General features: G+C 64.8%; 25 protein-coding genes. 10 read left to right on the top strand and 15 right to left on the bottom strand.

Going from position 1 to position 25,706, the window contains the following annotated elements; translation table 11 throughout:
- Window positions 1-43: 43 nt before the first annotated feature.
- Together VFO25_00530 and VFO25_00525 are read left to right on the top strand one after the other, a co-directional pair.
- On the top strand, window positions 44-1,495 hold the full coding sequence (locus VFO25_00530; protein ID HET9341381.1) for a PLP-dependent aminotransferase family protein: 1,452 nt from the start codon (window positions 44-46) through the stop codon (window positions 1,493-1,495).
- A complete protein-coding gene (locus VFO25_00525) occupies window positions 1,492-1,899 on the top strand; it encodes a hypothetical protein (protein HET9341380.1) in 408 nt (135 codons plus the stop codon). Before VFO25_00530 ends, VFO25_00525 begins: the two co-directional genes overlap by 4 nt.
- A gap of 262 nt (window positions 1,900-2,161) precedes the next feature.
- Here the strand turns inward: VFO25_00525 and VFO25_00520 are convergent, their stop codons facing one another.
- From VFO25_00520 to VFO25_00500, 5 genes are all read right to left on the bottom strand, one after another.
- The gene (locus VFO25_00520) at window positions 2,162-3,121 is read right to left on the bottom strand and encodes a DUF2249 domain-containing protein (GenBank protein ID HET9341379.1); all 960 of its coding nucleotides are present in this window, start codon (window positions 3,119-3,121) and stop codon (window positions 2,162-2,164) included.
- 45 nt (window positions 3,122-3,166) lie between these two features.
- The gene (locus VFO25_00515; protein ID HET9341378.1) at window positions 3,167-4,210 is read right to left on the bottom strand and encodes a multicopper oxidase domain-containing protein; all 1,044 of its coding nucleotides are present in this window, start codon (window positions 4,208-4,210) and stop codon (window positions 3,167-3,169) included.
- Complete coding sequence (locus tag VFO25_00510) at window positions 4,207-5,280, bottom strand: multicopper oxidase domain-containing protein (GenBank protein HET9341377.1); 1,074 nt, start codon at window positions 5,278-5,280, stop codon at window positions 4,207-4,209. Before VFO25_00510 ends, VFO25_00515 begins: the two co-directional genes overlap by 4 nt.
- Before the next feature lie 63 nt (window positions 5,281-5,343).
- Window positions 5,344-6,378, bottom strand: coding sequence for a multicopper oxidase domain-containing protein (locus VFO25_00505; protein HET9341376.1), 1,035 nt, complete (start codon window positions 6,376-6,378; stop codon window positions 5,344-5,346).
- Window positions 6,375-7,460, bottom strand: a complete 1,086-nt coding sequence (locus VFO25_00500; GenBank protein HET9341375.1) for a multicopper oxidase domain-containing protein — start codon at window positions 7,458-7,460, stop codon at window positions 6,375-6,377. The genes VFO25_00505 and VFO25_00500 overlap by 4 nt, the downstream gene beginning before the upstream one ends.
- A 189-nt stretch (window positions 7,461-7,649) precedes the next feature.
- On the opposite strand from VFO25_00500, the gene VFO25_00495 reads away from it, so the two are divergent.
- On the top strand, window positions 7,650-8,351 hold the full coding sequence (locus VFO25_00495; protein HET9341374.1) for a hypothetical protein: 702 nt from the start codon (window positions 7,650-7,652) through the stop codon (window positions 8,349-8,351).
- A 104-nt stretch (window positions 8,352-8,455) separates the two neighbouring features.
- On the opposite strand, the gene VFO25_00490 is transcribed toward VFO25_00495, so the two are convergent.
- The 4 genes from VFO25_00490 to VFO25_00475 all read right to left on the bottom strand — a co-directional run bounded on the left by VFO25_00490 (window position 8,456) and on the right by VFO25_00475 (window position 11,116).
- Window positions 8,456-8,848 carry a VOC family protein gene (locus VFO25_00490; protein ID HET9341373.1) on the bottom strand — a complete coding sequence of 131 codons (393 nt, stop codon included), beginning with the start codon at window positions 8,846-8,848 and terminating at the stop codon, window positions 8,456-8,458.
- Window positions 8,845-9,228, bottom strand: coding sequence for a metalloregulator ArsR/SmtB family transcription factor (locus VFO25_00485; GenBank protein HET9341372.1), 384 nt, complete (start codon window positions 9,226-9,228; stop codon window positions 8,845-8,847). The genes VFO25_00490 and VFO25_00485 overlap by 4 nt, the downstream gene beginning before the upstream one ends.
- A gap of 72 nt (window positions 9,229-9,300) precedes the next feature.
- Window positions 9,301-9,822, bottom strand: a complete 522-nt coding sequence (locus tag VFO25_00480; GenBank protein ID HET9341371.1) for an SRPBCC family protein — start codon at window positions 9,820-9,822, stop codon at window positions 9,301-9,303.
- 91 nt (window positions 9,823-9,913) lie between these two features.
- Window positions 9,914-11,116, bottom strand: a complete 1,203-nt coding sequence (locus tag VFO25_00475; protein HET9341370.1) for a DUF1343 domain-containing protein — start codon at window positions 11,114-11,116, stop codon at window positions 9,914-9,916.
- Between the two features lie 76 nt (window positions 11,117-11,192).
- Here VFO25_00475 and VFO25_00470 point away from each other — a divergent pair, with 76 nt between their 5' ends.
- The 5 genes from VFO25_00470 to VFO25_00450 all read left to right on the top strand — a co-directional run bounded on the left by VFO25_00470 (window position 11,193) and on the right by VFO25_00450 (window position 14,278).
- Window positions 11,193-11,381, top strand: coding sequence for a hypothetical protein (locus VFO25_00470; protein HET9341369.1), 189 nt, complete (start codon window positions 11,193-11,195; stop codon window positions 11,379-11,381).
- Between the two features lie 71 nt (window positions 11,382-11,452).
- Window positions 11,453-12,127 (top strand): response regulator transcription factor, encoded by a 675-nt coding sequence (locus tag VFO25_00465; protein ID HET9341368.1) that lies wholly within the window; start codon window positions 11,453-11,455, stop codon window positions 12,125-12,127.
- Window positions 12,124-13,110, top strand: a complete 987-nt coding sequence (locus VFO25_00460) for a HAMP domain-containing sensor histidine kinase (GenBank protein ID HET9341367.1) — start codon at window positions 12,124-12,126, stop codon at window positions 13,108-13,110. The genes VFO25_00465 and VFO25_00460 overlap by 4 nt, the downstream gene beginning before the upstream one ends.
- Before the next feature lie 17 nt (window positions 13,111-13,127).
- Window positions 13,128-13,514 carry a hypothetical protein gene (locus tag VFO25_00455; protein ID HET9341366.1) on the top strand — a complete coding sequence of 129 codons (387 nt, stop codon included), beginning with the start codon at window positions 13,128-13,130 and terminating at the stop codon, window positions 13,512-13,514.
- Complete coding sequence (locus VFO25_00450) at window positions 13,511-14,278, top strand: tetratricopeptide repeat protein (protein ID HET9341365.1); 768 nt, start codon at window positions 13,511-13,513, stop codon at window positions 14,276-14,278. Before VFO25_00455 ends, VFO25_00450 begins: the two co-directional genes overlap by 4 nt.
- 173 nt (window positions 14,279-14,451) lie before the next feature.
- On the opposite strand, the gene VFO25_00445 is transcribed toward VFO25_00450, so the two are convergent.
- The gene (locus tag VFO25_00445) at window positions 14,452-15,276 is read right to left on the bottom strand and encodes a hypothetical protein (protein HET9341364.1); all 825 of its coding nucleotides are present in this window, start codon (window positions 15,274-15,276) and stop codon (window positions 14,452-14,454) included.
- A gap of 143 nt (window positions 15,277-15,419) precedes the next feature.
- On the opposite strand from VFO25_00445, the gene VFO25_00440 reads away from it, so the two are divergent.
- A complete protein-coding gene (locus VFO25_00440) occupies window positions 15,420-18,566 on the top strand; it encodes an ATP-dependent DNA helicase (protein ID HET9341363.1) in 3,147 nt (1,048 codons plus the stop codon).
- The gene (locus VFO25_00435; GenBank protein HET9341362.1) at window positions 18,550-21,765 is read left to right on the top strand and encodes an ATP-dependent DNA helicase; all 3,216 of its coding nucleotides are present in this window, start codon (window positions 18,550-18,552) and stop codon (window positions 21,763-21,765) included. Before VFO25_00440 ends, VFO25_00435 begins: the two co-directional genes overlap by 17 nt.
- A gap of 107 nt (window positions 21,766-21,872) precedes the next feature.
- Here VFO25_00435 and VFO25_00430 read toward each other — a convergent pair whose 3' ends face one another.
- From VFO25_00430 to VFO25_00410, 5 genes are read right to left on the bottom strand one after another with little or no spacing between them, the layout of a single operon-like run.
- Window positions 21,873-22,331 (bottom strand): cupin domain-containing protein, encoded by a 459-nt coding sequence (locus VFO25_00430; GenBank protein HET9341361.1) that lies wholly within the window; start codon window positions 22,329-22,331, stop codon window positions 21,873-21,875.
- Window positions 22,328-23,356 carry an alcohol dehydrogenase catalytic domain-containing protein gene (locus tag VFO25_00425; protein ID HET9341360.1) on the bottom strand — a complete coding sequence of 343 codons (1,029 nt, stop codon included), beginning with the start codon at window positions 23,354-23,356 and terminating at the stop codon, window positions 22,328-22,330. The genes VFO25_00430 and VFO25_00425 overlap by 4 nt, the downstream gene beginning before the upstream one ends.
- Window positions 23,347-24,390 carry an alcohol dehydrogenase catalytic domain-containing protein gene (locus VFO25_00420; protein ID HET9341359.1) on the bottom strand — a complete coding sequence of 348 codons (1,044 nt, stop codon included), beginning with the start codon at window positions 24,388-24,390 and terminating at the stop codon, window positions 23,347-23,349. The genes VFO25_00425 and VFO25_00420 overlap by 10 nt, the downstream gene beginning before the upstream one ends.
- 2 nt (window positions 24,391-24,392) lie before the next feature.
- The gene (locus VFO25_00415; GenBank protein HET9341358.1) at window positions 24,393-24,737 is read right to left on the bottom strand and encodes a carboxymuconolactone decarboxylase family protein; all 345 of its coding nucleotides are present in this window, start codon (window positions 24,735-24,737) and stop codon (window positions 24,393-24,395) included.
- Window positions 24,738-24,754: 17 nt separating this feature from the next.
- Complete coding sequence (locus tag VFO25_00410) at window positions 24,755-25,642, bottom strand: NAD(P)-dependent oxidoreductase (protein ID HET9341357.1); 888 nt, start codon at window positions 25,640-25,642, stop codon at window positions 24,755-24,757.
- Between the last annotated feature and the right edge of the window lie 64 nt (window positions 25,643-25,706).

The raw sequence follows: 25,706 nt of genomic DNA, 5'->3' as shown, positions 1-25,706 counted from the left end.
CAAAAACGCTCCCCTTAAGGGAAGCGGCCCTTTGTACTTGCGCGTGGCCGAAGCAATCGCCGGCCTCATCGACGATGGTTCGCTCGCGCGCGGCGCGGCGATGCCTCGCGTCCGCGATCTCGCCGAAGGGCTGACCGTCAGCATCGTCACCGCGCACCACGCATATCGGGTGCTCGGCGAGCGCGGACTCTTGGCGGGCCGGCCGGGCGTCGGCACGTTCGTCGCGGAGCCGCCCGCAAGGCCGCTCGACGCGCCGCAACCGGACGCGCAAAGCCTTGCGTGGCAGGAGGCGTTCAATCGGCCGAAGCCCCCGACGAACCTCGGCTACATCTACCGGTTGCCGCAGACGTGCAGCCAGGCGCAGTTCCCGTTCTTCAGCGTGCCCGCGTACGGCGGCGAGCTCCACGCCGCCACGAAGCGCGCGATGCGCCGCATCGCACTGGACGCGGAGATCGGCGGGATCCATCCGACCGACACGCAGGGCCTTCCCGAGCTCCGCGCGGCGATCGCCAACCATCTCCATGCCGAAGGCATCGAGGCGGGCGCCGATCGCGTGCTCGTCACGAACAGCTACGAAGAGTCGCTCGTGCTGACGCTCTTGAGCTTCTGCCACGAAGGCGATGCCGTGGCGATGGAAGACCCGAACCAGTTCTGCCTCATCGACGCGGCACGAATGCGCGGGCTCAAGGTGCTCGGGATCCCGATGGATGACAAAGGGATGCGCACCGACCTGCTCGAGAGCGTCGCAGCGCGCGAGCAGATCCGTCTCGTCATCACGACGCCGCGCGCTCAGAACCCGACCGGCCTCGAGCTCGTCGCGCCGCGACGGCAGCACCTCATGGAACTCGCCGCCAAGCACAACTGGCTCATCTTCGAATGCGATCCGTTCGCGCCGCTCACTCATCGCGGCCGTCCGCAGCTGCCGCTCTTCTGCGGCGATCGCGACGGGCGCGTCATCTACGCAAGGCCGGTGTCGCGCGGGCTGCTCATGAACATGGGCGCCACGGTCGCGACGGGCCGCATCCTCGAACATCTCGTCCATGCGAAAGACATCATCGATCGGGGCTCGGACGTGTTCTTACAGCTCGTCTTGAAGCGGCTGTTCGAAGCAGGTTCGATCGCGCGCCAAGACCAGTCGATGCGCCGTCAATGGGGCGATCAGCTCGCAGCACTCGTCGGCGCGGTCGAGCGCTCGATGCCGCACGCCGTCCGGTGGACCCGGCCGCGCGCCGGCGGAGCGCTTTGGCTGACCTTGCCCGAGGGCTGCTCTGCAGAGACACTCCTCGGCCGTGCGCTCGACAAGGGCATCTCGTTCATCCCTGGTCGCGCGTTCGCGGTCAGCGATCGCCACGAACGTTCGTTCCGGCTCGCGATCGGCACGATGCCACCCGCCAAGATCATGGAAGGCGTGAAGCGACTCGGCGCGGCCGTCGCGCAATACATCGCAGACGCTCAGCGGAGCAGGGTTCGTTCGCCCATCGCCAAGGTCTCGTGAGCCTTCGCGAATTCTTTTCGAAGCCAGCGACGTGGTGGGGCATGGCGGTGGTGTTCTCCGTCGCGTTGCTCGTCGCTGCGGTCGACAACGGCGTGTACGAGGCGACGTCGCCGACATCGCTTTCCTACCATGTCCTGTTGCGCAAGCTGTACAGCGTCGTCGCGTTCGCCGTCGTCGGATTCCCGATCGCACGCGCTCGACAGCTGACCGGCAGTTCTGCGACCGCGTCCTCTATCGGCTGGGTCGTCGCCGGCTACAGTGCGGTCATCGAGGTGCTGCAGTTCTTCCTCGACCCGCCGCCCGAAGGGCTGCTGTCGAACGCGATCGATGTCGCATGCGGCTTCTTCGGCGGCGCGATCGCGGCGTGGCTCGCCGCCTGGCTTTTTAGGGCGCGCTCAAACTAACTTGAACGCTCGTCTCCGGTCGAGATAAATCGGGTGTTCGGGAATTCTGGTGGCTCGGGGAATATCCCCGACCCGCTCTATTTTACGCCGAAACAAGCGAGATTGCGGTTTTGGCCAATGGTTATAGGCATTCGGCACTGTTGGTCGTGGACGAGGTGATGATCACCAAGGGACCCATGAGGAAGATGAAGGCAAACGCCGAGCCACCACAAAGCCTGAAGCGCCGATAAATCTCGACCGCTCCCCGTTATAAGACGTTTAGTTATTTGTTGGTGCGGACGACATCTTCGAGTTTTGCCCGATCGAGGCGCATGACGCGCCCGCGCCGCAGTTCGATCGCGCCGAGTGACTCGAGATGGGAGAGCGCGCGGCTGCCCATGTCGCGCACCGTGCCGACGCGCGCCGCGAGATCCGATTGCGTGATCCGCTCGACGCCGCTCACGCCCCGCGCCATACCGTTATCGGGCGACGCGTAGTCGAGCAAGACGCGCGCGATCCGAGTGAGCACGCGGCCGAATGCGAGGTTGCCCGCCGCACCCGTCAGCCGCCGCTGCCGTTGCGCGAAGTAGCGTGCGACGCCGGCTGCGACTTCAGGACTCCGCACGATGAGCTGGCGTACGAATTGCGCCGGCACTTCGACCGTGTCGACGTCGCCGCGCGCGATGACGGTCACCTCCGCGGTACCTTCGTCGAAAACCGCCGCTTCGTTGAACATGCTATATGGCGAGACGTCGTAGAGAACGATCTCGCGGTCTTCATCGGTCGCGCGCGTCACCTCGACGACGCCTCGGCGGACGATGCCGAGGTCGGGCCAGTTCGTGCCCTCAGCGACGATGACCATGCGGTCGTGGTACGTTCGTTCTTTCGACACGCGGTCGATCTCGCGCAAAATCTCTTTCGGGGCGTTGCGGAACATCGTGCAGCGACGCAGGAATGAGATGCGCGGCGTATCGCCGAGCGTCGACGCTTCCGGAAGCTTCGTGAGGCGGATGACCCAGCGGCCGTCGCCCGCGTTGCGGACATCCCAGAGCGCGACGCCTTCGCGCGCAAGGTCGAGCGCCGCGCGCAACGCCTTCGGCTCGTGATCGTTCGTGAACTCGACCATCTGACCGGCATTGAGCCGATCGAACGCCGCGACCATGCGATCTTGCCGCTCCCACGTGGGGAGCGGCCTGAGATCGATACGCTCGGTCGGTTCGATCGTCGACGGATTGAACGACATCTTCGCCCTAGTTCGCGACGCCGACGGTGATTCCCCGGCGCGATGCTAGGGAAGGACCGTGAACCGCGCCTCCATTCCGCCGTCCAAGTGGATGTTCACGCTGCAATAGATCTGCCACACGCCTGGGTTGTCAGGGATCATGTCGACGGCCGCTGGTTGGTTGAGGTTGAGCGGGATGACGTCCAATCGCGTGCCGCGATAAAGCACCGTCTGACCTTCCCACGAAGGCGCGTGGAAGTCGAAGCTCGAGCTCGACGTGAACACGTACCACCGCACGCGCTCGCCTCGGTGCATGAACAGCATCGGCATGTTGCCGTACGCAAAGCCGTTGAGATTCACGAAGATGTTGTTGTTGAACAGCACCGGCGGCGGAAACGACGTCGCCTTGAGGTGATGCGGATTCGTCGCCGGATCAGCGAGGCTCTCGGTCCAAGTCGGCGAGACCGTATCTTCGATCTCGTGGAACCACACCACAAACTCGCGGTCAACGTCATTCGGCGAACCGTCCGGCCGCGCCATTCCATGGCGCGTCACGATGATCGGTCCGTAGAGGCCCGAGTCCGCGAGGTCCTTACCGTCGGCTTGATAGGTCCAGAGTATCGAGCTGCCGTCTGACGGGCCCGGGCCCGAACTTGCCGGCACGCTCCAGCGATACGTCTTGCGTGAGCCAGGTGCGACGAGTGCTAGGCCACCCGTCGACTTCAAACCGTTCGGCCGCATGTTCACCGGGAAGCGCGTGTCGTTCTTGAAGACGACGACGATTGTATCGCCGACTTCGGCCCGCATGAGCGGACCGGTGATGCCGAGGTAGAGCTGGTCATCCGGGCGCTTCGCAAGCACCTTGAATGTGTCGTCGGTGTATTGGCGATACACGAGCAGGTGGAACTTCCAGCCGAGCGTCGACGGCGGGATCGGGCCGATCGGACGCGACCCTTCAAGGTTGCGACCGGAGGGGATCGGGTTCCAAACGACGTCGTCTGCGGCGACGTAGTACGTCCGCTCGCGCGCCGCTGCCGGTTGCACGACGATCGCGAGCAGCGCCGTCGCAAGCGCCGCTGCGGCTGCGACCAGACGCACGGCGCGCCTCACTTCAGCACCTCGTATCGGGCCTCCATGCCCGCGTCGAGATGGAGGTTGACGTGACAGTGCAGGAGCCAGACACCTGCGGCGTCGGGCACCATGTCCCCGACCCGCATTTCCATCGGTGAGATGTCCGTGATGTCGGTGCGCATGCCGTCGATCAACAGCGTGTTGCCATGCCAGTGCGGCGTGTGGAAATCGAAGTCGCTCATAGTGGCCATGACGTACCAGCGGACGCGTTGACCTACACGCATCGTCGGTATCGGCATGTTGCCGTACACGAATCCGTTGATGGAGAACAGCTCGTCATCGGTGAGGTAGGGGCCGGCTGCCTTGACGTGTCGCTTGTTGATCGTCGGGTCAGCGACGTTCGCGGGGAAGAAAAGGCTCGAGCTCTCGTCCTCTTCAGCGAACACGACGAACATCTCACGGTCGACGTCCTTAGGCGAACCGTCCGGCTTGGCCATCCCCTTGCGCGTGATCACGATAGCGCCGACCGGGCCCGTGTTGACGTCGTGCACCTCGTCGACGTGCGAGTGGAACATCCACATGACCGAACTCGGATCGCCCGGTCCGGGGCCGGCCCGGTCCGGCACTTTCCACGAGTAGGTGAACTGCTGACCGGACGGCACGCCGTCGCCGAGCTTGGTGCTCTTCGGCATGCCGTCTTGGTAGAGCGCGCCTTCCGAGCTCTTATCGTAGAGCATGCCATGCGCATGTACGCTCAACGGGAAGCGGGTCTGGTTCTTGAAATGGATCACTATCGTATCGCCGACCTCCGCGTGGATGATCGGCCCGAGCAGTCCCATGTACGACTCGTCCGCCGGACGCACTGTCATGTGCTTGAACGTCGCGTCGGTGTACTGGTGGTACACGGCTTTGCGGAACATCCAACCCAGTTGCTTAGGTTGAAGCGGCGGCAGCGGCTTGCCGGTGATCTCGTCCATGCCGCTCGGCGCGTAGTTCCAGATGACTTCGTCCGCGGCGATGTAGTAGGTGCGGACCGCCGCCTGCGCGGGGCGCGCGAACGCCCCGAAAAGCAATGCAACGCCGAAAAGCGAGAGTAGGACTCTCCTCATATCGAGCAGCCTCCGTTCTGAGGCTCTAATACGGTGGCTGCAGCAACCGGACCTCCGACTTGGTCAGCGCACGACGGCGAACCGGGCCTCCATCCCGCCCGCCAGATGCAGCCGAACGTGACAATGGAACAGCCAAACGCCCGGATTGTCCGGAACCATGTCGACGACGCGTATCTCGTTGATCTGCGCGTCGATGATGTCCGTGCGCATGCCGCGGTCGAGCACCGTCTGACCGTGCCAGTGCGGGGTGTGCGCGTCGAAGCTGCTTCCGGTGACGATGACATACCAGCGCGTGCGCTCACCCTCGCGCAGCATCAGCATCGGCATGTTGCCGAAGACGAAGCCGTTGATCGTGAAGAAGTCGTTGGCGAACGTGAAGTCGGAGAACAGCGGACCTTCTTTGAGATGCCGCTTGTTGATCGCAGGATCGGCGACGTTCGTGCCGAGCAGTCGGCTAAAGCCCTCTTCCTGCTGCGTGAAAGCGGCGAACGCTTCGCGATCGACGTCCGCCGGCGATCCGTCCGGACGCGCCGAGCCGTGCCGCGTGACGACGAGCGGTCCGAACATACCTACGCTTTCGTCGTTCGCCTCGTCGACCGTCGAATAGTAGCGCCAAGCGACCGAACTGCCGTCGTGCGGGCCTGGACCGAGCGCGTCGGTGATCCGCCAGACGTAGCGCGCGGTCGCGTGCGGTTTCACCGGTGCTACGCGAGACGAAGCGCCGCCGGCGAGCGCGATGTTCGTCGGGACCGGCGAGTCGTTCTTGAAGACGATGTCGACCGTGTCGCCGACCTCGGCGTGGATGATGGGGCCGATCAGACCCAGGTACGCATCGCTCGACGGTCGCGGCACGAGGTGCGTGAACGTCGCGTCCGTGTATTCGCGATAGACGATCTTGTGGTATGTCCACCCGAGCTGCTGTGGATCGAGCAGTGACAGGGGCTTGCCGGTGATGAGGTCGCTTCCGGACGGAGCGTAGTTCCACACGATGGGGTCGGAGGCGATGTAATGGGTGCGCACGGCGGCGCGAGCGGCGGCGGGAGCCATAAAGGCGCAGACGCTTGCGACCGCAGCGAGCGCGAGCAATGCGCGTTTCATGGCGTCACCGTATAGCGCGCGGTCATGCCGCCCATGCGGTGCACGTTGATATCGCAGTTGAACAGCCAGGTGCCGGGGTTGTCCGGCCACATGTCGACCGCTTTCATGTCCATCGGCCCGAGTTGGATGACGTTCGTCCGGTTGCCGTCCGACATGACGGTCTCGCCGTGCCAGTCGGGCGCGTGGAAGTCGAACTCGCTCATCGTCGCGAGGACGTACCAGCGGACATGCTCGCCGCGCTTCAGGTCGATCATCGGCATGTTGCCGAACGCGTAGCCGTTGATGCTGACGATCGAGTTCGAATCGTCAAGCGCCGGCGATTTCATCGTGAGGTGGTGCGGATTGAGCTTCGGATCGGCGAGCGTGGCGCCGAAAAGGCGGCTCTGCGTTTCGACGTACTCGGCGAAGAGCGTGAATATCTCGGTGCCGACGTCCTTCGGCGAGCCGTCAGGTCTCGCCATCCCCTTCGCGGTGACGACGATCGGCCCGATCGGCCCCGTGTCGACGTCTTGCGTCTCATTCGTGTGCGAGTGGTACATCCAGACGACGGAGCTGCCGTCCATCGGACCCGGACCCGCTCGCTCGGGCACCTTCCATACATACGTGTACGTCGCGCCCGGCGCGACCGCGCCGCTCAGCTTGCCGTTGGTCGAGGTGCCGTCGCGATACGGTGCGCCTTCCGACGTCTTCGCATAGAGCAGGCCGTGTGGGTGCATCGAGAGCGCGAGCGGCGTGTCGTTCTTGAAGTGGATGACGATCGTGTCGCCGACCTCGGCTCGAAGGACGGGCCCGAGCAGACCGAGGTACGCCTCGTTCGCCGGACGCGATTTGAGGCGTTTGAACGTCGCGTCGGTGTACTCGCGGTAGAGCGCCTTGCGATACGACCACCCGAGCTGGCTCGGGCCGAGCGGTTGGAGCGCACCGCCGTCGATGAGATCGCGCCCGCTCGGCGCGTAGTTCCAGACCATCTCGTCGGCGGCGATGTAGTACGTCCGCACGGCCGCGTCTGCCGGACGCGCCAGCGTGACGAGGAACACTGCGACACATGCGGTGCACAGTGACGAGACCAAGACATTCTTCATGGCATCCACCCCTGGAAAAAGGCAGCCGGCAGAATGGTCGGCTAACCAGTTTCTGCCATGACCCTATCAGAGGGACGTACCCGGCGCGTGCGAGGGATGCTCTGGAGCGTGAGAATAGGCTAAAATGGGCAAAATCGCTGAACTTTGGGACGTATACGGCCGTTCACTATACCAGAGGCGTATTTATTCGTGACCAACAGCAAGATCAAGACGATTCTACCCGCGGCGATCGCCGCGATTGTGCTGACCACCGCGATGGCGGTGGGCGCGGCGGGCCAGACCACGCCCGCGCCGTCCCCGTCCGCCGTGACACCGCAAGGCGTCATCGATCTGATCCTGAACGACAATCCGGGGCTCGACTCGTACAAGGCGCACGCGCACCTCGACGTCCGCCAAGTCAACTTCCCGTGGCTCCATCCGATCCTCGACGGATCGCAGTTCTTCAGCAAGCCGGGCTTTACGACGTACGATTTCCCGCACACGCCGGCGTATCTCAAGGGCATCACGAAGGTCGAAGGTGCGGTGGGTCTCGCGAGCCGCTGGATGCACTGCTACAACATCACCGCGGCGGCCAACAACGACGCCTATAACCTGACGATGCACCCGAAGATCCGCGGTGAAGTCAGAGAGATGGACGTCGTCGTCGACCGGCACGACGGCACGATCCACCATATCGATTGGTACTACTGGAATGAGGGCGACCACGTCGCGCTCGATCAGTACTACGCCATCGTCAACGGCTACAAAGTCGTGACGATCCAGAAGTCGACGATCCAGCTCCATCACATCCGCGCCGAGGGCGACGGCAATTTCGACAACTTCGAGTTCAACGTGCCGGTGCCGACGCCGACCCCGACCCCGAGCGATCCGCTCCACTCCTGCGACAACTAATTAGAAGCGCGACTAGGCGAAGAATTGTAGCGGTCGAGCTTTAGCTCGACCGCCGCGGTCTTTACCTCGCCGAGCTTCGCTCGGCCTACTACATTAGTAGTGGGCTAGTAGTGGGCTAGCTGCGTGAGTTGGATGAGGTTGCCGCAGGTGTCTTTCAGCATCGCGATAGTCGACCCGGTCACGTCGGTCGGCGGCATCGTGAACTCGGCGCCGCGGGCCTTGATCCGCTCGTAGTCGCCCTTGACGTCGTCGGTGAAGAACATCGCCGCAGGTTTGCCCTGTTGGAACAACGCCTGCTGATACGTTTTCGCCGCGGCGTCGTCGTTGAGCGCCAGCTGGAGCTGCGTGCCGTCCGGCTCTTCCGCCGAGGCGACGGTCAGCCAGCGATAAGGTCCATTGCTGAAGTCCGCCTTCTTGGCGAAGCCCAGGACTTCCGTATAGAAGCGCAGGGCCTTGTCGTGATCGTCCACGTAGACGCTCGTCACCTTGATCTTCATTTCGCTTCGCCTTTCTGATGTCGCGGCTTGGACCGCGCCTTCTTCTCGCGTTTTTTTCTTTTCGTCGGTGTCGGTTGATCCATACGGTCGAGGTGGCGTTCGAGAGCATCCACATGGGCGGACCAGAACCGGCGGAACGGGATCAGCCAGGCGTCCAACTCCTGGAGCGGTTTGGGCTTCAGGCGATAGAGACGGCGCTGTGCGTCCACGGTAGATTCCACGAAGCCGGCCTCTCGAAGCACGCGCAGGTGCTTCGAGACTGTCGGCTGCGTCATGCGAAGCTGACGCTCGATGTCTCCGACCGACCGTCGCGACGATACGAGGAGGCTCAAGATCGCGCGACGGTTCGGCTCCGCAATGATCTCGAATACAGATTCCACGCGCTTAATATACCACGCGGGGTATATGCGTGTCAAGGCATATTAAGGCTTGGGAAATGCCGAAAACTTCGCCTAGGACTCGCTCCCGAACTGCTTGGCGTATTCCGCGTGGAGCCGCTGCCAGCCGGCGAACTTCATCGCGTCACCGCCGGCGAGGCGCCCGATCGGAGTTCCACCCAGAAGATGATCCAGGACGTCGAAACAGATGTGCCAGCCTGCGGCGCCCATCGCGATGAAGCGGCGATCGATGTTGTGCCACAGCGTTAAGCGCGTTCCTCCGCCGATCGGTTCGAGTTCCCACCGGGTCTCGCCGTACTCGAGCACTTTGGGGGCGTCGGCCCGCTTCACCGACGCTTCGGAGACGTTTTGCGTACTCACCCACGAGAGCTTCACCGTGCTTCCGACGGTCGCCAGGTTCCCACTGACCTCAAACGGCGCCCACTCGCGCAGCTGCACCGGATCGATGAGCGCTCGCCAAACTTTTTCCGGCGGATGGTGCAGATCTCTGACGAGGACGAGCGTCCACTTCTCCCCGTCTTTCTCGACCCGCGCACCGCTGGCCGGACCTGGCGCGTATTGCTCGCGATCGCTCATCGAACTGCTCCTGCGTCTTTGCCGAGCTTCGCTCGGTCTACTACATCCTATTTGGCCGAGCTTCGCTCGGCCTACTACACCCTGACGAGTCCTAGTACAGCAGATACTTGGCACGTATCTCGAAGAAGTCGGGATCGGGCTGCCAAAGGTCTTCGAGTTCGGGGGCGTTGTCCTCGATCGCTTCGATCAGGTCCGGGCGGGCGAGCAGACCTTCGAGTTTATGGAACTCCCACTGCCGATAATCGGAGCGCAGGGAGCGGATCAGCTCGACGCCCAGCGCGGTCGGCACGAAATCGGCACGCTCCGCGATGACGAATCGCACGCCGTTGCACGTCACGCCTGCGTGCGGATAGCGCTTGTCGTTCGGCACGAACGTCACTGCCTCGAATTTGACCGCCGGCAACGCCGCCTTCTCGAGCCGCGCGGCGAGAGCGGCGCCGTCGATCCACGGCGCACCGACGACGTGAAAGGGCGACTCCGTGCCGCGGCCGACCGAAACGTTCGTCTGCTCGAGCAGGCCGATGGCAGGGTAGAGCGCCGCTGCGTCGAGATCGCGGATGTTCGGGGACGGGTCGATCCACGTCTGGCCGGTCTGGTCTTGCCAGTAGTCGCGCTGCCAGCCGGCCAAAGTCGCGATTCGCAGATTCGCACCGATCTCGCGCTCGACGTTGAGCAGGCGCGCGAGCTCGCCGATCGTCATGCCGTAGCGCAGCGGGAGCGCGTGGTAGTTCGTCATCGACTCGAAAGACGGATCGCTCGACGGCCCCTCGATCTCGTTGCCGCCGAGCGGGTTCGGCCGGTCGAGCACGTAGATACGCACGCCGTTCTCGGCACAAGCCTCCAGAAGATAGCCGAGCGTCGCGATATACGTGTAAAAGCGGCAGCCGACGTCTTGGATATCGTAGAGCACGGCGTCGATGCCGTGCAGTTGATCGGATTCCGGCCGGTCGCGATCGCCGAAGAGCGAGAAGACGGGCAAGCCGGTCGTCGCGTCGACGCTATCACGGACGGCGGCTCCATCGGCATCGGCGCCGAGCAGGCCGTGTTCGGGCGTGAAGATCGCGGCGAGGAAGACGTCTTCGTTCGCGGCGAGCGCGTCGATCGAACGACGGCCATCGAGCGTCACGCCGCTCTGGTTCGTCACGAGAGCGACGCGTTGGTTGCGCAGCACGCGGAAATCGTCGTCTTCGAGCACGTCGATGCCGTTGCGTACGGGCGGCGGCGCCTCGACGGCCCCGTCTTCTCCGCGAAGCTCGGCTTCATACGATTGTTCGGATCGGGGCGTAAATGCCATATGCCGCCCGATTGCTCCGAAGCGCTCCTGCGCCCTTTTGAGGACTCGTCCGGGCGCGGCGCGAAGCGTGGAGCCGATGGAAGTCGGCGACCGGGTCCGGACGTTGAAAGCCCTCGATCTCGGCAGCGACGGCAAGATCGGGCGCGGCGCGATCGGCGTGCTCGAAAGCGTCACGAACAGCCCGTACATGCCGTTTCTCGTCCGCTTCGAGGAGGGCACGTTCGCATTCCAAGACGGCGAGTTGGAGCCGGCGAGCGACGGATAGCCTGAAAACTCCCTGAAACACAATCGCGCCCAACGCAGGCGCACATTTTCGATGACGGCGAACTACACTGTATGCGCCTACTTCTTGTCGAAGACGACCCAAGCCTCAGCGCATCGCTTCGCCGAGCGCTCGAAGGACAGAAATTCGCCGTGACCGCGGTCGCCGACGGAGACTCGGGATTGTCGGAGCTGTGCGGCAACGATTATCAGCTCGCGATCCTCGATGTCTTGCTGCCGCGACGCGACGGCTTCTCGCTGTGCACCGAAGCGCGCAAACAGGGCATCACGACGCCGATCCTGATGCTCACCGCGCGCGATTCGGTCAACGATCGAGTCGCCGGGCTCAACAGCGGCGCCGACGACTATCTCCCGAAGCCGTTCGCGTTCCCCGAGCTGCTCGCTCGCGTGCACGCGCTGCTTCGCCGGCCGCACAACGACCTTCGGCCGCGCGTCATCTCGGTCGGCGATCTGTCGATCGACGTGCTGCGCCATCAGGCGACGAAAGGCGGCAAGCCGCTCCAGCTGACGAAGACCGAGTACCGGCTTCTCCTCTACTTGATGGAGAATGCCGGCATCGTCCTTACGAAAGACTCCATGATCGACCGCCTCTGGGGCGCCGACCACGGGGGAAACAGCAACATCCTCGAAGTCTACGTCAAGATGCTGCGACGCAAACTCGACGACGGCTCGGGCGGCACGTGGATCCGGACCGTGCGTGGAGTGGGGTACACCATCGACAAACCATGAAACCGGTGCGGCTCGCTCTCGATAACGTCGGGTCGCCTCGACTGCGGCTGACGCTCGCATACGCCGGCATCCTCGTGCTTCTGCTCGTCGCGTTCTCGTTCGTCGTCTTCGCACTGCTCTCGATGCTCGTGTGGCAAGACGTCGAGCCTTTCCGCGACGATCCGAGCATCGTAGCTGCGGGTCAGCGCATGCTCGAGAGCTATGCGTGGCGGCTCGCCATCGCAAACGTCGCGGGGCTCTTCCTCGCGGCCGGCGCCGCATTCTTGCTGGCGAAGGTGACGTTGCGCCCGCTCGAGCAGGCGATCGCGCTCCAGCAGCAGTTCACGAACGACGCCTCGCACGATCTGCGCACGCCGCTCGCCGTCATCAGGACCGAGACATCGGCGGCGCTCGGCAACGGGGCGCCGCTCTCAAGCGAGGCGGCGCAGCGGCTCGAGATCATCGACGAGCAGGCAAAACGCATGGAGCGGCTCATCGATCAGCTGCTGACGCTATCGCACGTCGATGCCGATAGCGCGCTCAACCGCGAGCCGGCGGATCTTTCGGCGGTCGTCAACGGCGTCGTCCGCGACCTGAAACCGCTCGCCGAAGCGAAGAACATCGACGTGCGCGTGGCGCGCAGCGAAAGCGCCGTCGTGCTCGGCGACGAATTGAAGCTATCTCAAATGGTCGGCAATCTCGTCGACAACGCGATCAAGTACAGCCCCGACCGCACGGCGGTCGACGTCGCGGTCTGGCAAAACCGCGATGCGGCATTCTTGACCGTGACCGATCAGGGCATGGGGATCCCGCCGGCGGAAACCGAGCGGATCTTTCTTCGCTTCCATCGCGCCGACAGAACCGGCGTCAACGGACGCTCTGGCCACGGGCTCGGGCTGCCGCTCTGTCGTTGGATCGCGCGGGCGCATGGAGGCGAGGTCTCGGTCGAAAGCCACGAGGGCATCGGCAGCACCTTTACCGTTCGGCTGCCGGCAATCGTCTGAACGGATCGGAGACAGACATGCTCAAGAAGTTCATGGGGCTCGTGACCGCGGCGGTCGTGATGACTGCGCTCGTCGCGTTCGGATCGAGCGGCGGGCTTCGGCACGCCGGAGCGACGCCGGCCGGCGCCTCGGTGCCATCCGCGCTCGAACTCGCCGATCACGGCCTTTCGACCGTGTCGGGACCCGACGACGAAGGCGACTACGCGCTCATCGATCCGATCGGACCCGGCGGCGTGAAGACGACCGAGGCCGCAGACGAAGTGTTCGCATCGACGCTGCAAGGCGGCAAGTACACCGCTTGGCGGTCCTATCGCGATCCGTTCGCACCGCAGCCTGGGCCGCCGCAGACCGGCCATCCGTATCAGCCGGGTGGCGGTTCTTCGACCGGCGGAGGTGAGCGATGAACGCTTCGATTCGCAAAGCCCTAGCTGCGACGATCGTTTTCGCCGGCATCGTCGGCGCGACCGCGACCGCGGCGTACGCACAGAACTTCTTCAGCCAGCTGAAGGTCGAGTCGCTCGTCGGCCAGGCGATCGATCTCTATCACAAGGGCGATTTCTCGGGGTCGCTCGACCGCCTCGATTCGGCGATCGCGCTTTCACCGAACGACGTCCAAGCGCACTACGATCGCGGTCTGGCGCTCTACGCGCTCGCGCGGTATACGGACGCCGCGGGCGAGTTCAACACGTGCTTGAAGCAGCAGCCCGACCTCGTGCCGGCGCAGTTCAACCTCGGCGTCACAGACCTCGCGTTGAACAACACGGACAGCGCCAAGTCGATCTTCACGGACATCCTCGCCGGCCATCCCACGTCGATGCGCGCGAACTTCGACCTCGGCCTGACGCAGTACGTCTCGGGTCACGTCGACGCGGCGGCGCGGGCGTTCGCGGTGGCGGCGCTTCTCCATCCGCAGTACACGCAGGCGCATTACGATAAAGCGCTGGCGGAGTATCGCACGGGCAACCTCGTCGCGGCCGACAAGGAAGCGGCCGAAGCGCTCAAGCTCAACTCGTCGTACGCGAAGGCGTACTTCCTGCGCGGCGCGATCCGGCTCCGTCAGGGCGACGGCGACGGCGCACGCCAGCAGTTCGAATCGGCTGAGCGTCTCGCGTCTGACCCGGTGCTCAAGTCCTTGTGCGCGCAGATCATCGCCCAAATCGGCGCCTAGCGGGTCACGATAAATTAAAATGGAGCGGTCGAGCTTCAAGGTCGACCGCGGCGGTCTTTCAATCGCAAGGTCGTCTGCGGTCGAGATAAATCTCGACCGCTCCCTTTTCGCCGCTTTGACAGGCGGTCGAGATAAATCTCGACCGCTCCCTTTTTTCGAATCGAAAACGGCGACTAGTGGTGGCGGAACAGGTTCGGGTCGAAGTACCAGTCGGGCAGCGAATCGGGGAAGTCGAACCCTGAGAAGTAGTATTCGTACTGGCCGCTGTCGCTGATAAAGGCGATGTGGCCTTGGCCGTAACCACTGGCATGAGCGAGCAGCCAGTACTGGCCGACGGGTTCGAACTCCGCGGTCCCTTCAATGGTTCCGGTCGCCAGGCCGATCGAACAGCACCCAAGGGCGTGCGCCTTCCACACCTCGTAGGTCTGCGTATCCACCCAAAGATCTCGCCACGGATGCGCCTTTTGGTCGACGTTCGGTGCGGGCGTCAGGGCGAGATGATAGACGCTGTGGCCCTGATAGTCCTCGACCCCGACCAACGTAACGGAGTAGTAGCGGTTGGCTGTGATGACCTGCACAGAGACTATTGGGGGGGCGGTACCTGACACCCCGGGATTCCGCGACGCCACGGGGGCCGGAGTTGCAGTCGGCGGCGGCGTCGAGTACAACAAGATATTGATGTCGGGTGCGAACGGGAACGGGTAGCCGAAATGCTGCTCGTGATGACCGGCTCGATCGGTGACGACGTTCTGCATGAGCGCTTTCCCGTCCGCGCGATACCACACGTGGTAGTCGTACGTGAACTGGTGCCCATGATGGATGAAGATCTCGTGCATGTCGTAGACCGTGTAGGGCGGATCGGGATTTGCTCGAGCAGCGGCCTCCGCATTACGTAGGATCGTCAGCGCGTCGGGCGTCGGCGCGGGGTCGGCGATGACAGCAGCCGACGCGAACATCGCGAGCGCGATGGCGAAGACGAACGCAAGCGAGCGGATCATACCCTTCATAACGCGGCAGAGGCCGAAAAAGTTGACACGGTCATAGCCATCACTAGTTCGCAGCGGCCCCGAGTGATAGCCTGCCATAAGCCGATGCTTGCCGCAGCATAGGTCGGAACGGAGATTCGCAGAAAACTGCAGCGATGCAGCTTTTCGAGCCCACCGCTGAGCAACGGCTCGTCATCGAGCACCGCGGCAATCATCTCATCGTTTTCGCGGGGCCGGGCACCGGCAAGACTGAGACGCTCGCGCGCAGGTTCGCCGCGATCGTCCACGACGATCGCATCTCCCCGGAAGCGATCCTCGTGCTCACGTTTTCCCGGCGTGCGGCGGCGGGCATGCGGCGTCGCATCGTCCAGCGTATGCGCGAGCGTTCCGGCGGATCGATCGCCGTCCCCGAGCTCCACGTCTACACGTTTCACGGCTTCTGCAAGCGGCTGCTCGACGGCGACGCACCGCGAGGTGCCGGCCGCGACCTCCTGACACCGGTCAAAGAGCGTCTCATCTGGGATCGCCTCATCAAGGACGTCAAGCTCGAGACATTCGACGACGACGTCGTTCACAGTGCTGCGTTCGCGACGGCTGCGCTCAATCTCATCGCACGACTGAAAGGCGATGGCGTGACGACCGACGCGTTCGCCGAACAGGCGCACGGCGACGCCCGGCTCGCCGACCTCGCGCGGCTCTATACGATGATGGACGCAGAGCGCACGCGGCTCGGACTGGCGGATTTCCGCGATCTTGTCGTCGATGCCGTGCGCGCGCTCGAAGATCCGAAGTCGCAGGCAAACGTGTGGCTTCGCGCGCGGCTTCCGTTCGAGCACGTCCTCGTCGACGAGTTCCAAGACAGCGATCCGATGCAGCTGCGATTGCTCGAGGTCTTCGGCGGCGCTTCCGCGCACGCGAAGCCGCCGACGCCGGCGATGTGCTTCGTCGGCGACTTCAACCAATCGATCTACCGCTTCCGCGGCGCGGCTCCCGAGAACGTCGAGAAGGCGATAACGCTGTTCGACTGCGATCAGCTGACGCTGCGCCTCAACCGCCGCTCCGTGAAGGCGATCCTCGACGTCGCGAATCAGACGCCTCGTCTTCGACCTGAGTCGCTGACGACCGCCGACCCGCACAACAAAGGTTCCGGTTCGGTGCGCCTCATGCAAGTCGAGACGACGCACGACGAGGTGAACGCGATAGCCGACGCGGTGGCCGAACGGGTGCGCGCCGGCACGAAGCCGAGCGAGGTCGCGGTTCTGCTGCGCGTCGTCGAACCGTATCGCGGCGCGATCGCGCGCGAACTCCAAGCGCGGGGCATCCCCGTCGCCGCCCAATCGACCGCGGGCTTTCACGACGATTCGCTCGTAGCAGCCGTCCTATCGACGATCGACGTGCTCACCGGCGACGGTGATGCAGACGCGTGGCGCCGGTTGCTAACAAATCCGCTCGTCGGCTTTCGTCCACTGACCGTCAGCATCGCGCTCGGCGCGAACCCCGATCTTTTTCAAGCGCCGAGACGCGCCTTCGATGCCACGCCGCCGCGCGGCCGCGAGGAGTGGTCGCGCTTTGCCGCTCGGCTCGACGCGTGCCGCAATGCCGTCAAGCCCAGGTACCGCTTCGATCCCGCGTTCCTAATCCAGACGATCGTCCGCGAACTCGACCTATTGTGGCCGATGCGAGCGGAACGCGACGTGCCGGGATTCGACGCGACGGCGTCGCCGGCCCGGCTCGCGACGCTCGTGCAGGCCGCTCGCGACGTCGCCGACATCGCCGCGAGCGAAGGTGAACGTCTCGATGCGGCAGGTTTCGTCGCGAAACTGAATCCGCTCGTCTCCCTTCTCGGCGATCCATATCAAGAGCCGCGGGCGGAAAGCGCCGGCGTCCCCGTCATGTCGATCCATGCCGCGAAGGGGCTCGAGTTCGACATGGTCGTCGTGCCGCAACTCGTCGACGGCGTGCTGCCGGCTCGTCCGCGACCCGATCCTCTTCTCGGTAACAGGCCGTTGCCGTACGTCCGCAGTTCCGACGACGGCAAGCTCGAAGAGGCCTCCCTTTGGTACGTCGCCCTCACGAGAGCTCGCCTCGACGTCATCGCGACGGCGGCGCGGCTCGGCGACGATGCGGCGGAACAACCGCTCTCGACGTTCGCTCAGCTGATCGCGGAGCGCTCACCCGCGCCCGTGACCGCCGATCGCACCGACTACGACGGCTTCGCGGCGGCGTATGCGGCCGCCGGAGCGAGCGAGCGCGCGTTGCCGCAGGTGCAGCGTTATCTCGCGTCACGCCCGGTGCTCGGCGCATACATCGACGCTCGCACGCTCGTCGACGAGCCGGCTCGCGCGCTCGCATGGCCGCTCGACCGCCTTTCGCCGTCTGCGATCGAGGATTACGTCGCGTGCCCGCGCCGTTGGTTCTACAAATATCCGATGCAGTTGTCCACCGATGATGACGACTCGACTCGGATGGGGCGCTTCGTCCATCGGGTGCTCGAGCGTTACCATCTCGAGGCGACGGACTTCTCTCGCGCCGCAGCGCCGGTACTCGTCGCGGGCGACATCGTCGACGCGCTTGCACCGATCGCACGCGAAGAAGCGGTTCGCGCCGCGGTCGAGAGCGGAATCACGCCAGACGCTCCGCTCTTCCGTTACGAGCTGGCTCGCATCATGCGACAGCTCGGCGCCTACGCTCGCTGGCTCGTCGATGAAGCACGCGACAACCCGTTCACCGTCCTCGCGTGCGAGCGCCGCATCGAGATCCAGGTCGGCGGCGCGAAGCTCGTCGGCTATGTCGATCGCATCGACCGTCTCGAAGACGGAACGCTCGTCGTGCGCGACTATAAGAGCGGCAAAATGCGCACGGTAAAAGGGAGCGCGGAATACGCTGCGGAGGTCATCGGCCAGCTCGATGTAGCGTCTCCTGGTATCGGGTTGTTCGGGAGCGCCCCGGACGGTCTCAAGCTTCAGACCTACCTTTACGTTCGCGCTGTCGAGGCTGCGTTTGGTGCGCATGTATCGCGGGTCGAATATCTCTACCTCGGCGGCAACGACAAGGACAAAGGCGAGATCCACGCCGATGCGACGGTGTTCGGCGACGGCAAGCGCGATGCGCTGCCCCGGGCGCAACTCGACGAGATCTACGACATCATCGCCGCCGGCGTCGTCCGAGAGGTCTCGAGCGGTGGCATCACCGCGTTCGTCACCGCCGCCGACGAAGTGACGTGCAAGTGGTGCGGCTACAAATCGATCTGCCCGGGCGCCGGCTCGATCGCGTACGGTGAACGTGATGATCGCGCCGGATAAACACGCGACCGCCTCCGCGCAACAACGATCGGTCATGGGACACCCGCTCACCGCCCCGGCGCTCGTCGATGCCGGCGCGGGCACGGGGAAGACGTTCACGATCGTCGAGCGCGTGGCGCAGCTGAATGATGATCCTTCCGCCGGCTGCCCCGCCTCGTCGATCCTGCTTCTGACGTTCTCGAAGAAGGCGGCGGCCGAGCTGCGTGGGCGGATCATGAACCGGTTGGGGCCGGGGGTCGAGCCGCCCGAATGCGCCACCTTCCACGCCTTCGCGTTGTCGCTGCTCAAAGAGCATGGCTTCGAACTCGATCTTTCGCCCGATAGCACGCTCATCAACGAGATCGACGCGCGGGTCGAGTTCTGGCATGCTTTCGACGATATGATCCGCGGCGCGGTGCGCGGCGATGCGGCATCGTTTGCGCTCCGGTTCTTCGTCGTCGATCAGGTCCGGACGGCGCTCTTCGACATCTGCCAGCGGCTGCGCGATCGCGGCGAGTCGATCGCCGCGTTTCGCGACCGCGCGCTCGCCGCCGCCGACGCGTTCGGCGCGAACCCGTGTCGCAAGATCTTCAAGGTCGGCAAGACGCGACAGTTGATCGCCGAGATCGGCGATCGCGCGTTCGAGCGCGAGCTCGGTGAGGAGCGGGCTCGCGTCGAAGCCGCGGCCGGCCTGTTCGCGCGCTACGATGAACGCCTGCGCGATCGCAACGCGCTCACGTATGCCGACTTGCTCAACATCGCGCACGACATGATCGTGAAGCGGCCGGACATCGGACGATCGCTGCGCGGCCGCTTCCGCCATTGCATCGTCGACGAGTATCAAGACACGGACCCGCGCCAGATCCGTCTGCTCGAGGCGATGTTCGGCGAGGGCTGCGAACGCGTGATGGTCGTCGGCGACCCTCGTCAGACGATCTACGGATTCCGCGGGATCGATCCGCTCAATCTCGCTCTCTTCGGCCGAAAGCCGGCCTGCGTCACGTTCGCGCTCACCGAGAACAGACGCTCGCGGCAAGAGATCCTCGATCTCGCGCACTCGGTCATCGGATCGCATTTCGAGGATCGCGAGCCGCTCCAGGCGACGCGCGGTGAAGCGGATACTCCGGTCGTCCATGCCGCAAGCCATTGGGGGTTGGTCGGCGGCGAGCCGCCGAACGCCGCGCGGACGCGCGAGCTCGAGGCGCAATGGGTCGGGGCGAAGATCGTCGAGCTGTTGGCGAGCGGACGGAGCGTCGAACGCCAAGACCGGCCCGGCGAGTTCGAACCGCTCGCGCCGCGCCACATCGCGATCTTGAGCCGGCGCAAGACGAAGCTCCAGCCGCTCATCGAGGCGCTCAACGCGTGCGACGTGCCGTTCCGCCAGTACGGCGGCGCAGGTTTCTACGAGGCGCCGGAGGTGCTCGACGCACTCGCGTGGCTGCGGCTCGTGACCGATCCGCTCGACGATGCGGCCGCCGCTCGCGTCCTCTCCTCACCGTCGGTCGGCCTCTCCGATGCCTCGATCGCCGCGCTGTGCGGCGACATGCGCATCGAGGGTTCGCACCTCTCGAGCAGAGCCGTCGTCGAAGACCTTCCCGACTCGTTCGATGCCGATGCACGTAACCGGCTCGACCGGTTCCGCCGCACGATCGATGCGCTCGAGGAGTTCGGCGGCGCACCGCTCGTCATCGCCTGGGAAGCGGTCGTCGATCGCGCCAGCCTGCTGCTGACCGCCGACACACGGTCGGGCCACCGCAGCGATCAGGCGCGCGCGAACGTCGAAAAGCTGTCCGCGATGGTGCGCTCGTTCGCCGAACGCAATCCCGGCTCGCGCGCTGCGGACTTTGACCAATACGTTCGCGAGCTGAGTTTGGCCGAGGCCGACGATCAAGAAGCGGATCCGCCATCCGCCGATGCGATCAATGTCATGACCATTCACGCGGCGAAAGGGCTCGAATGGCCGGTCGTGTTCGTCATCGACGTCTGGCCGCAGATGCCGCCGGATTACGCCGCCGTACGCCTCGATCCGAGGAGCGGGGCGCTGCTCGCCGGCGAGGGGCCGGACCTCAAACGGCCGTTCCACACGACGTACGTCGACCTTGCCGCGGATGCGGGCGGTTTGACGTCGGGCGAGCGGGAGCGCGACCTCGAGCGCGAGCGCGAGGAACGTCGGCTGTTCTACGTCGCCCTTACGCGAGCGCGCGACGAGCTATTCGTCAGCGGCTTTCGACGACCAGCGTCCGGCAAGAACCCCGATGGCAAAGTCCATGAGTTCTTGGAGCACGCGCTCTCGTGGATCAAGCGGCGAGGCTGGAAGACGCTCGACGAACCGGCTCGCACCGGCGCGCGTTTCGTCCGCTCATCGCCGGCCGTGTCCGCTGCGCCATTGCCGGTCGGCGATTTCGTGCTCGAACGCGCCATTCGGCCTCAGGTCGAAGTACCGGCGCTCTCGTTCTCATCGATCTCGCAGTTCGAGCAATGCCCGCGTTCGGTGACGTACCGGCTCGCGTACGGTCTGCCCGGATTTGGCCGTTCGGCTTCGACAGCTGACGATGCCGATCCGCAGGAGCTGGACGCCTCGGAACGGTCGCGCGATTCGCTGCTTTCTGCCGGCACGTACGGCGATCTCGTCCACCGGGCGCTTGAGACCTGGGGCCGCGCGCAAGGTCGATCGCCGGCCGCGTACATCGACGCTGCGATCCGCGATCTCGCGCTCGAACCGTCGCGCGCCGAGCGCGATCGCGCCACGGCAAGCGTCGAGGCGGTCATGGCCGCGCTCGCGGGTTGGAAGCCGGTGCGCGTCGAGGCGCCGTTCACACTCGACGTCGGCGGCGTCGAGGTGACCGGCTTCATCGATCTCATCGCGGACGATCCAACCGGCGGGCGCCTCATCATCGATTATAAAACCGGCATCACCGCGATAGAGCACTACGCTCTTCAACTGGCGCTCTATCGCATCGCTGCATCGAGGGCGTACGGCGAAGACATCGCATCGTGCGCCATCCTGCGGATCGGCGCGGGCGGCGTGAGCCTCGAGCGCGTCGATCTGCCGGACGATGATACGGTGCGCGCAGAGGTCGAGGCCGTCGCGGCCGGGATCCGCAACGCTGACCTCACCGCTAAGGCCGGACCGCAGTGCGCGACGTGTCCGTATCGCGCGGCACCGTGCATGGACTTCGCCGCCCCTGCTCCTCAACAGATCTCTTTACTGCCCAACTAATAAATAGGGAGCGGTCGAGATTTATCTCGACCGCCGCGGCCTCTCCAGTTGCAAGATTGTAGTAGGCCGAGCGAAGCTCGGCATGCCGACCTTCGGTCGGCCTACTACTACCGGTGGATCTTCCCCGCGAGCGCGCGGGAGCGCGACAGATCGGCGAATTCGTCGTCGGTCGCCGGCTGCGGTTTGTCGCGTTCGGCGTCGACGACGCAGATGAAGCCGAGCGGCTCGGCCGCGTCGTTGACGAACTGGTGCATCGTCATCGGTCCGACGTAGATGTGGTCGAACGTCCCGAGCGGATGGATGTCGGCGCCGACGACGGCGTAGCCCCGTCCGCGGATGATGGTCACCGAGTGCACGTGGCGATGCTTTTCGAGCCGCGTGTAGCCGCCTGGCTCGATCTCAAAATAACGGACCTCGAAAGATGATGGCTCGCCGCGGTCGCCGGAGATGACGTGCTTGGTGACGCCCCGATAGCCTTGACCCGGTTCGTCTCGACGGCCCGCCCGATAGCCGACGGGCTCGATGCCTGACCAGCTGTTCGCATCGGGACTGAAGGCGTTCTTCACGATCGCTGTGGATATACGATGACCTTCAGCGCTTCACCCGCGTCGCGGACCAGATCGTATGCGTTTCGCACATCCGTCAGCGGCAGCCGGTGCGTGATGAGATCGGCAACCGGTAGGCCGTTTTCGAGCAATTCCAACGCTTTGCGCGTATCGCCAGGACCTGCGCTGTACGAATGCGTGATGCGCACGTCTTTGAAGAACAAGTCGTTGACCGGGATACCCCAGCGCTCGCCTGGCGGAAGCGGCGTGAACAAGACGATCGTGCCGCCGGGCGCGACCGAGGCGGCTGCGGCATCCATCGCTGCCGTCGAACCCGGGCCGACGACGACGACGTCCGCGCCGCCGCCGGTCGCTTCCTTGACGCGAGCAACTGCCTCGCTGGGCGCGAACACGGCATGCGCACCGATCGAAAGCGCCTTTGCGCGACGGATGTCGACGCCGTCGACGCCGATGATGAGCGCCGCGTCGCGTCGCCCTGCGAGCATGACGTGAAGCAAGCCCATGACGCCGAGCCCGATGACGAGCACCGAACGGCCTCGGACGTCGCCGGCTCGATCGAGCGACTTGACGACGGTCGCAAGCGGCTCGACGAACGTGGCGACGTCGTCATCGACCGCGTCGGGCAACGTGAGCATGTCCACGGCGACGCTTTGCGCTTGGACGACCGCTCGCTCGGACATGCCCCCGGGAACGAGCCGCGCCGGTCGCCACGTCTCGCACTGAACGTAGTCGCCGCGCTCGCACCACTTACATGTCATGCACGGCGCATGATGGTGGATGAAGACGCGGTCGCCTTTTCTCAGTCGATCGACGCCCGCTCCGATCGCCTCGACGATACCGACCGGCTCGTGTCCGAGGACGAACGGCGCTTTGCGGGCGACGTACCAATCCATCGCTTCGCCCGGACAGATGCCGCACGCGGTGATGCGGACGAGCGCTTCGCCGTCGTTCATCTGCGGCAGTTCGATTTCGCGGATCGAGATCGACCCGTCGCGGTCGTACATCGCGGCGCGGGTCACGTCCATCGAGGGTCCTCGCCGTCAGGCACGAGCGCGAACTTGTGGCCTTCGCGACGGTCGAGCCGCTCGAAGACGTCGATGATATCATCCATTTTCTCGACGCCGGATACGAGCGGCTTGACATCGATGCCGCCGCGCCCGAGGAGCTCGTATGCCTCGCGGACATCGGCCGGTGTGAAGTGGAAGGCTCCGAGCAAAGCGATCTCGCCGTAATGGATCTTCGCCGCATCGAACTGCGCGACGGCACCCGACGGCAAGCCGCTGAAGAGAACGACGCGACCGCCCGGGCGTGCGAGCGCGGCGGCGAGGGTCCATGTCGACTGCGTACCCGCGCACTCGAACACTGCGCCGGCGCTGCCGGCGAGCGCGTCGACGGTTTTCGTGTCTTCCGCCTCGATGACGGTCTTCGCTCCCAGCGATGCCGCGAGCTCGCTCCGCTGCGCGCCCCGAGCGATCACGGTCGCGTTGACGCCGGCTCGAACGGCGTAGATGAGATGGAGCAAGCCGATCGTTCCCGCGCCGATGATCGTGACGTCGGGCGGCAGCGGACGCCGGGCATCGGCGCGCCGTAGCACGTTCCAGCCGTGCACGACGCACGAAAACGGCTCTAAGAACGCCGCTTCTATGTACGAAAGCTTTTCGGGTTTTCTGTAGACGTTCTGTCTGACGACTTTCGCCGGCAGCAGCAGCTCGTCGCCATACGCGCCGAGCGCGATGTCGTCGAAGAGATGCTCGCACAGGTTCTCGAAGCCGCGCGCGCACTTCTCGCACGCGCCGCACGGCGCGGTCTGGACCCACATGACCGGATCGCCGACGGCGAATCGATCGACGTCTTTGCCGACCGCGATGACGTCGCCCGATGCCTCGTGGCCGAACGGCCCATAGGCGAGTTTCGGATGACCTCGGCGATACGTCTTGAGATCCGTGCCGCACGTGAGCGCGGCTCGGATGCGCACGAGCAGTTCGCCACGTCCGGGTTTCGGCGCGTTCGACTCACGCCACTCGATCGTCCGGGGCGCCGTGAGATGGGCTTGACGCAAACTCACGCTCCTCGCAGCTGCTCGAGCGTGTCGAACGCGCGGCGCATGTGCGGGATGACGATCGAGCCGCCGACGACGAGGCCGACGTTGAACGTGTCGTAGAACTCTTCGTCGGTGACGCCTTGGGCGACGCACTGTCCGATGTGATACGTGATGCAGTCGTCGCAACGCAACACGAGCGATGCGACGAGCCCGAGCAGCTCCTTCGTCTTGCCCGGTAGCGCGCCGTCTTCGTACGCGCGTGTGTCGAGGTTGAAGAAGCGGCTGATGCCGAGATGCCCGCACGCGAGGATCTTCTCGTTCATCTTGCGGCGATAGGCGTTGAATTCTTCGATGTTCGGCGGCATGGGTGGAATCGTCGACCTCAGCTGACCTTGACTTGTGCGAGTTCTTCGTAGAGCGCCGACACGGCACTGTAGTCTTCGCGGCCGTGACCCGCGCCGCTCGCGGCGGTGAAGAGCTGGTACGTCAGGCCCGACGACGGCAGGCCGAGGCCCATCTGCCTGGCGGCGTCGAGAGCGGCGTTCAGATCCTTGCGGAGAAGATCGAGCGCAAAGCCGCCGTCGCGCTTGCCCGCGAACCACGTCTGCGGCAGCCACTTCTCGAGCAGATAGTTGTTCGCCGTGGCCGTCGCGAGCACCGAGCGGACGTCGGCGATATCCGCGCCGGCCTTCTTCGCGAAGACGAGACCCTCGACATTGGCGATCATGATCGTCGCGATGATGATCTGGTTGACGAGCTTGACCGTCTCGCCCATCCCAGGTCCGCCGAGGTACGTCGGTGTTCCCATCGCGCGCAAGATGTGCTCGCACTTGTCGAACGCGGCCTGATCGCCGCCGGCCATGATGGTCAGCTCGCCGGTCGTCGCACGGCTCGGGCCGCCTGAGACCGGCGCGTCGACGAGCTGGACGCCTTGCTTCGCGAGGCGCGCGTGGAATGCGCGCGTAGCGAGCGGCGAGATCGTCGACATGTCGATCGCGAGGGTACCTTTGTTCATCGTCGTCGCCGCGCCGCGCTCGCCGAACAAGGCGTCTTCGACTTGTGGCGAGTCGGGCACCATCGTGATGACGACATCCGAGCGCTCGGCGACTGCCGCCGGATCCGGCGCCTCAGCCGCGCCGGCTTTCACAAGACGTTCAACCCGCTCCCGCGAACGGTGTGCGCTGACGCACAGCGGGAAGCCCGCGCGCAGCAGCGATGCACCCATCGGTTCGCCCATCGCGCCGACGCCGATGAGGCCTATACGTTCCATCCTGTGACGGTTGCGGACGCCCTCCGTCCGACCCTTCGGACGGCTGCCTGCGAGGCGGGTCTAG

This window comes from Candidatus Eremiobacteraceae bacterium, from assembly GCA_035710745.1.
GTDB lineage: Bacteria > Vulcanimicrobiota > Vulcanimicrobiia > Eremiobacterales > Eremiobacteraceae > JANWLL01.
Note: the sequence above shows the minus strand (reverse complement) of the source record. Positions and strands in the feature narration are given on the sequence as shown.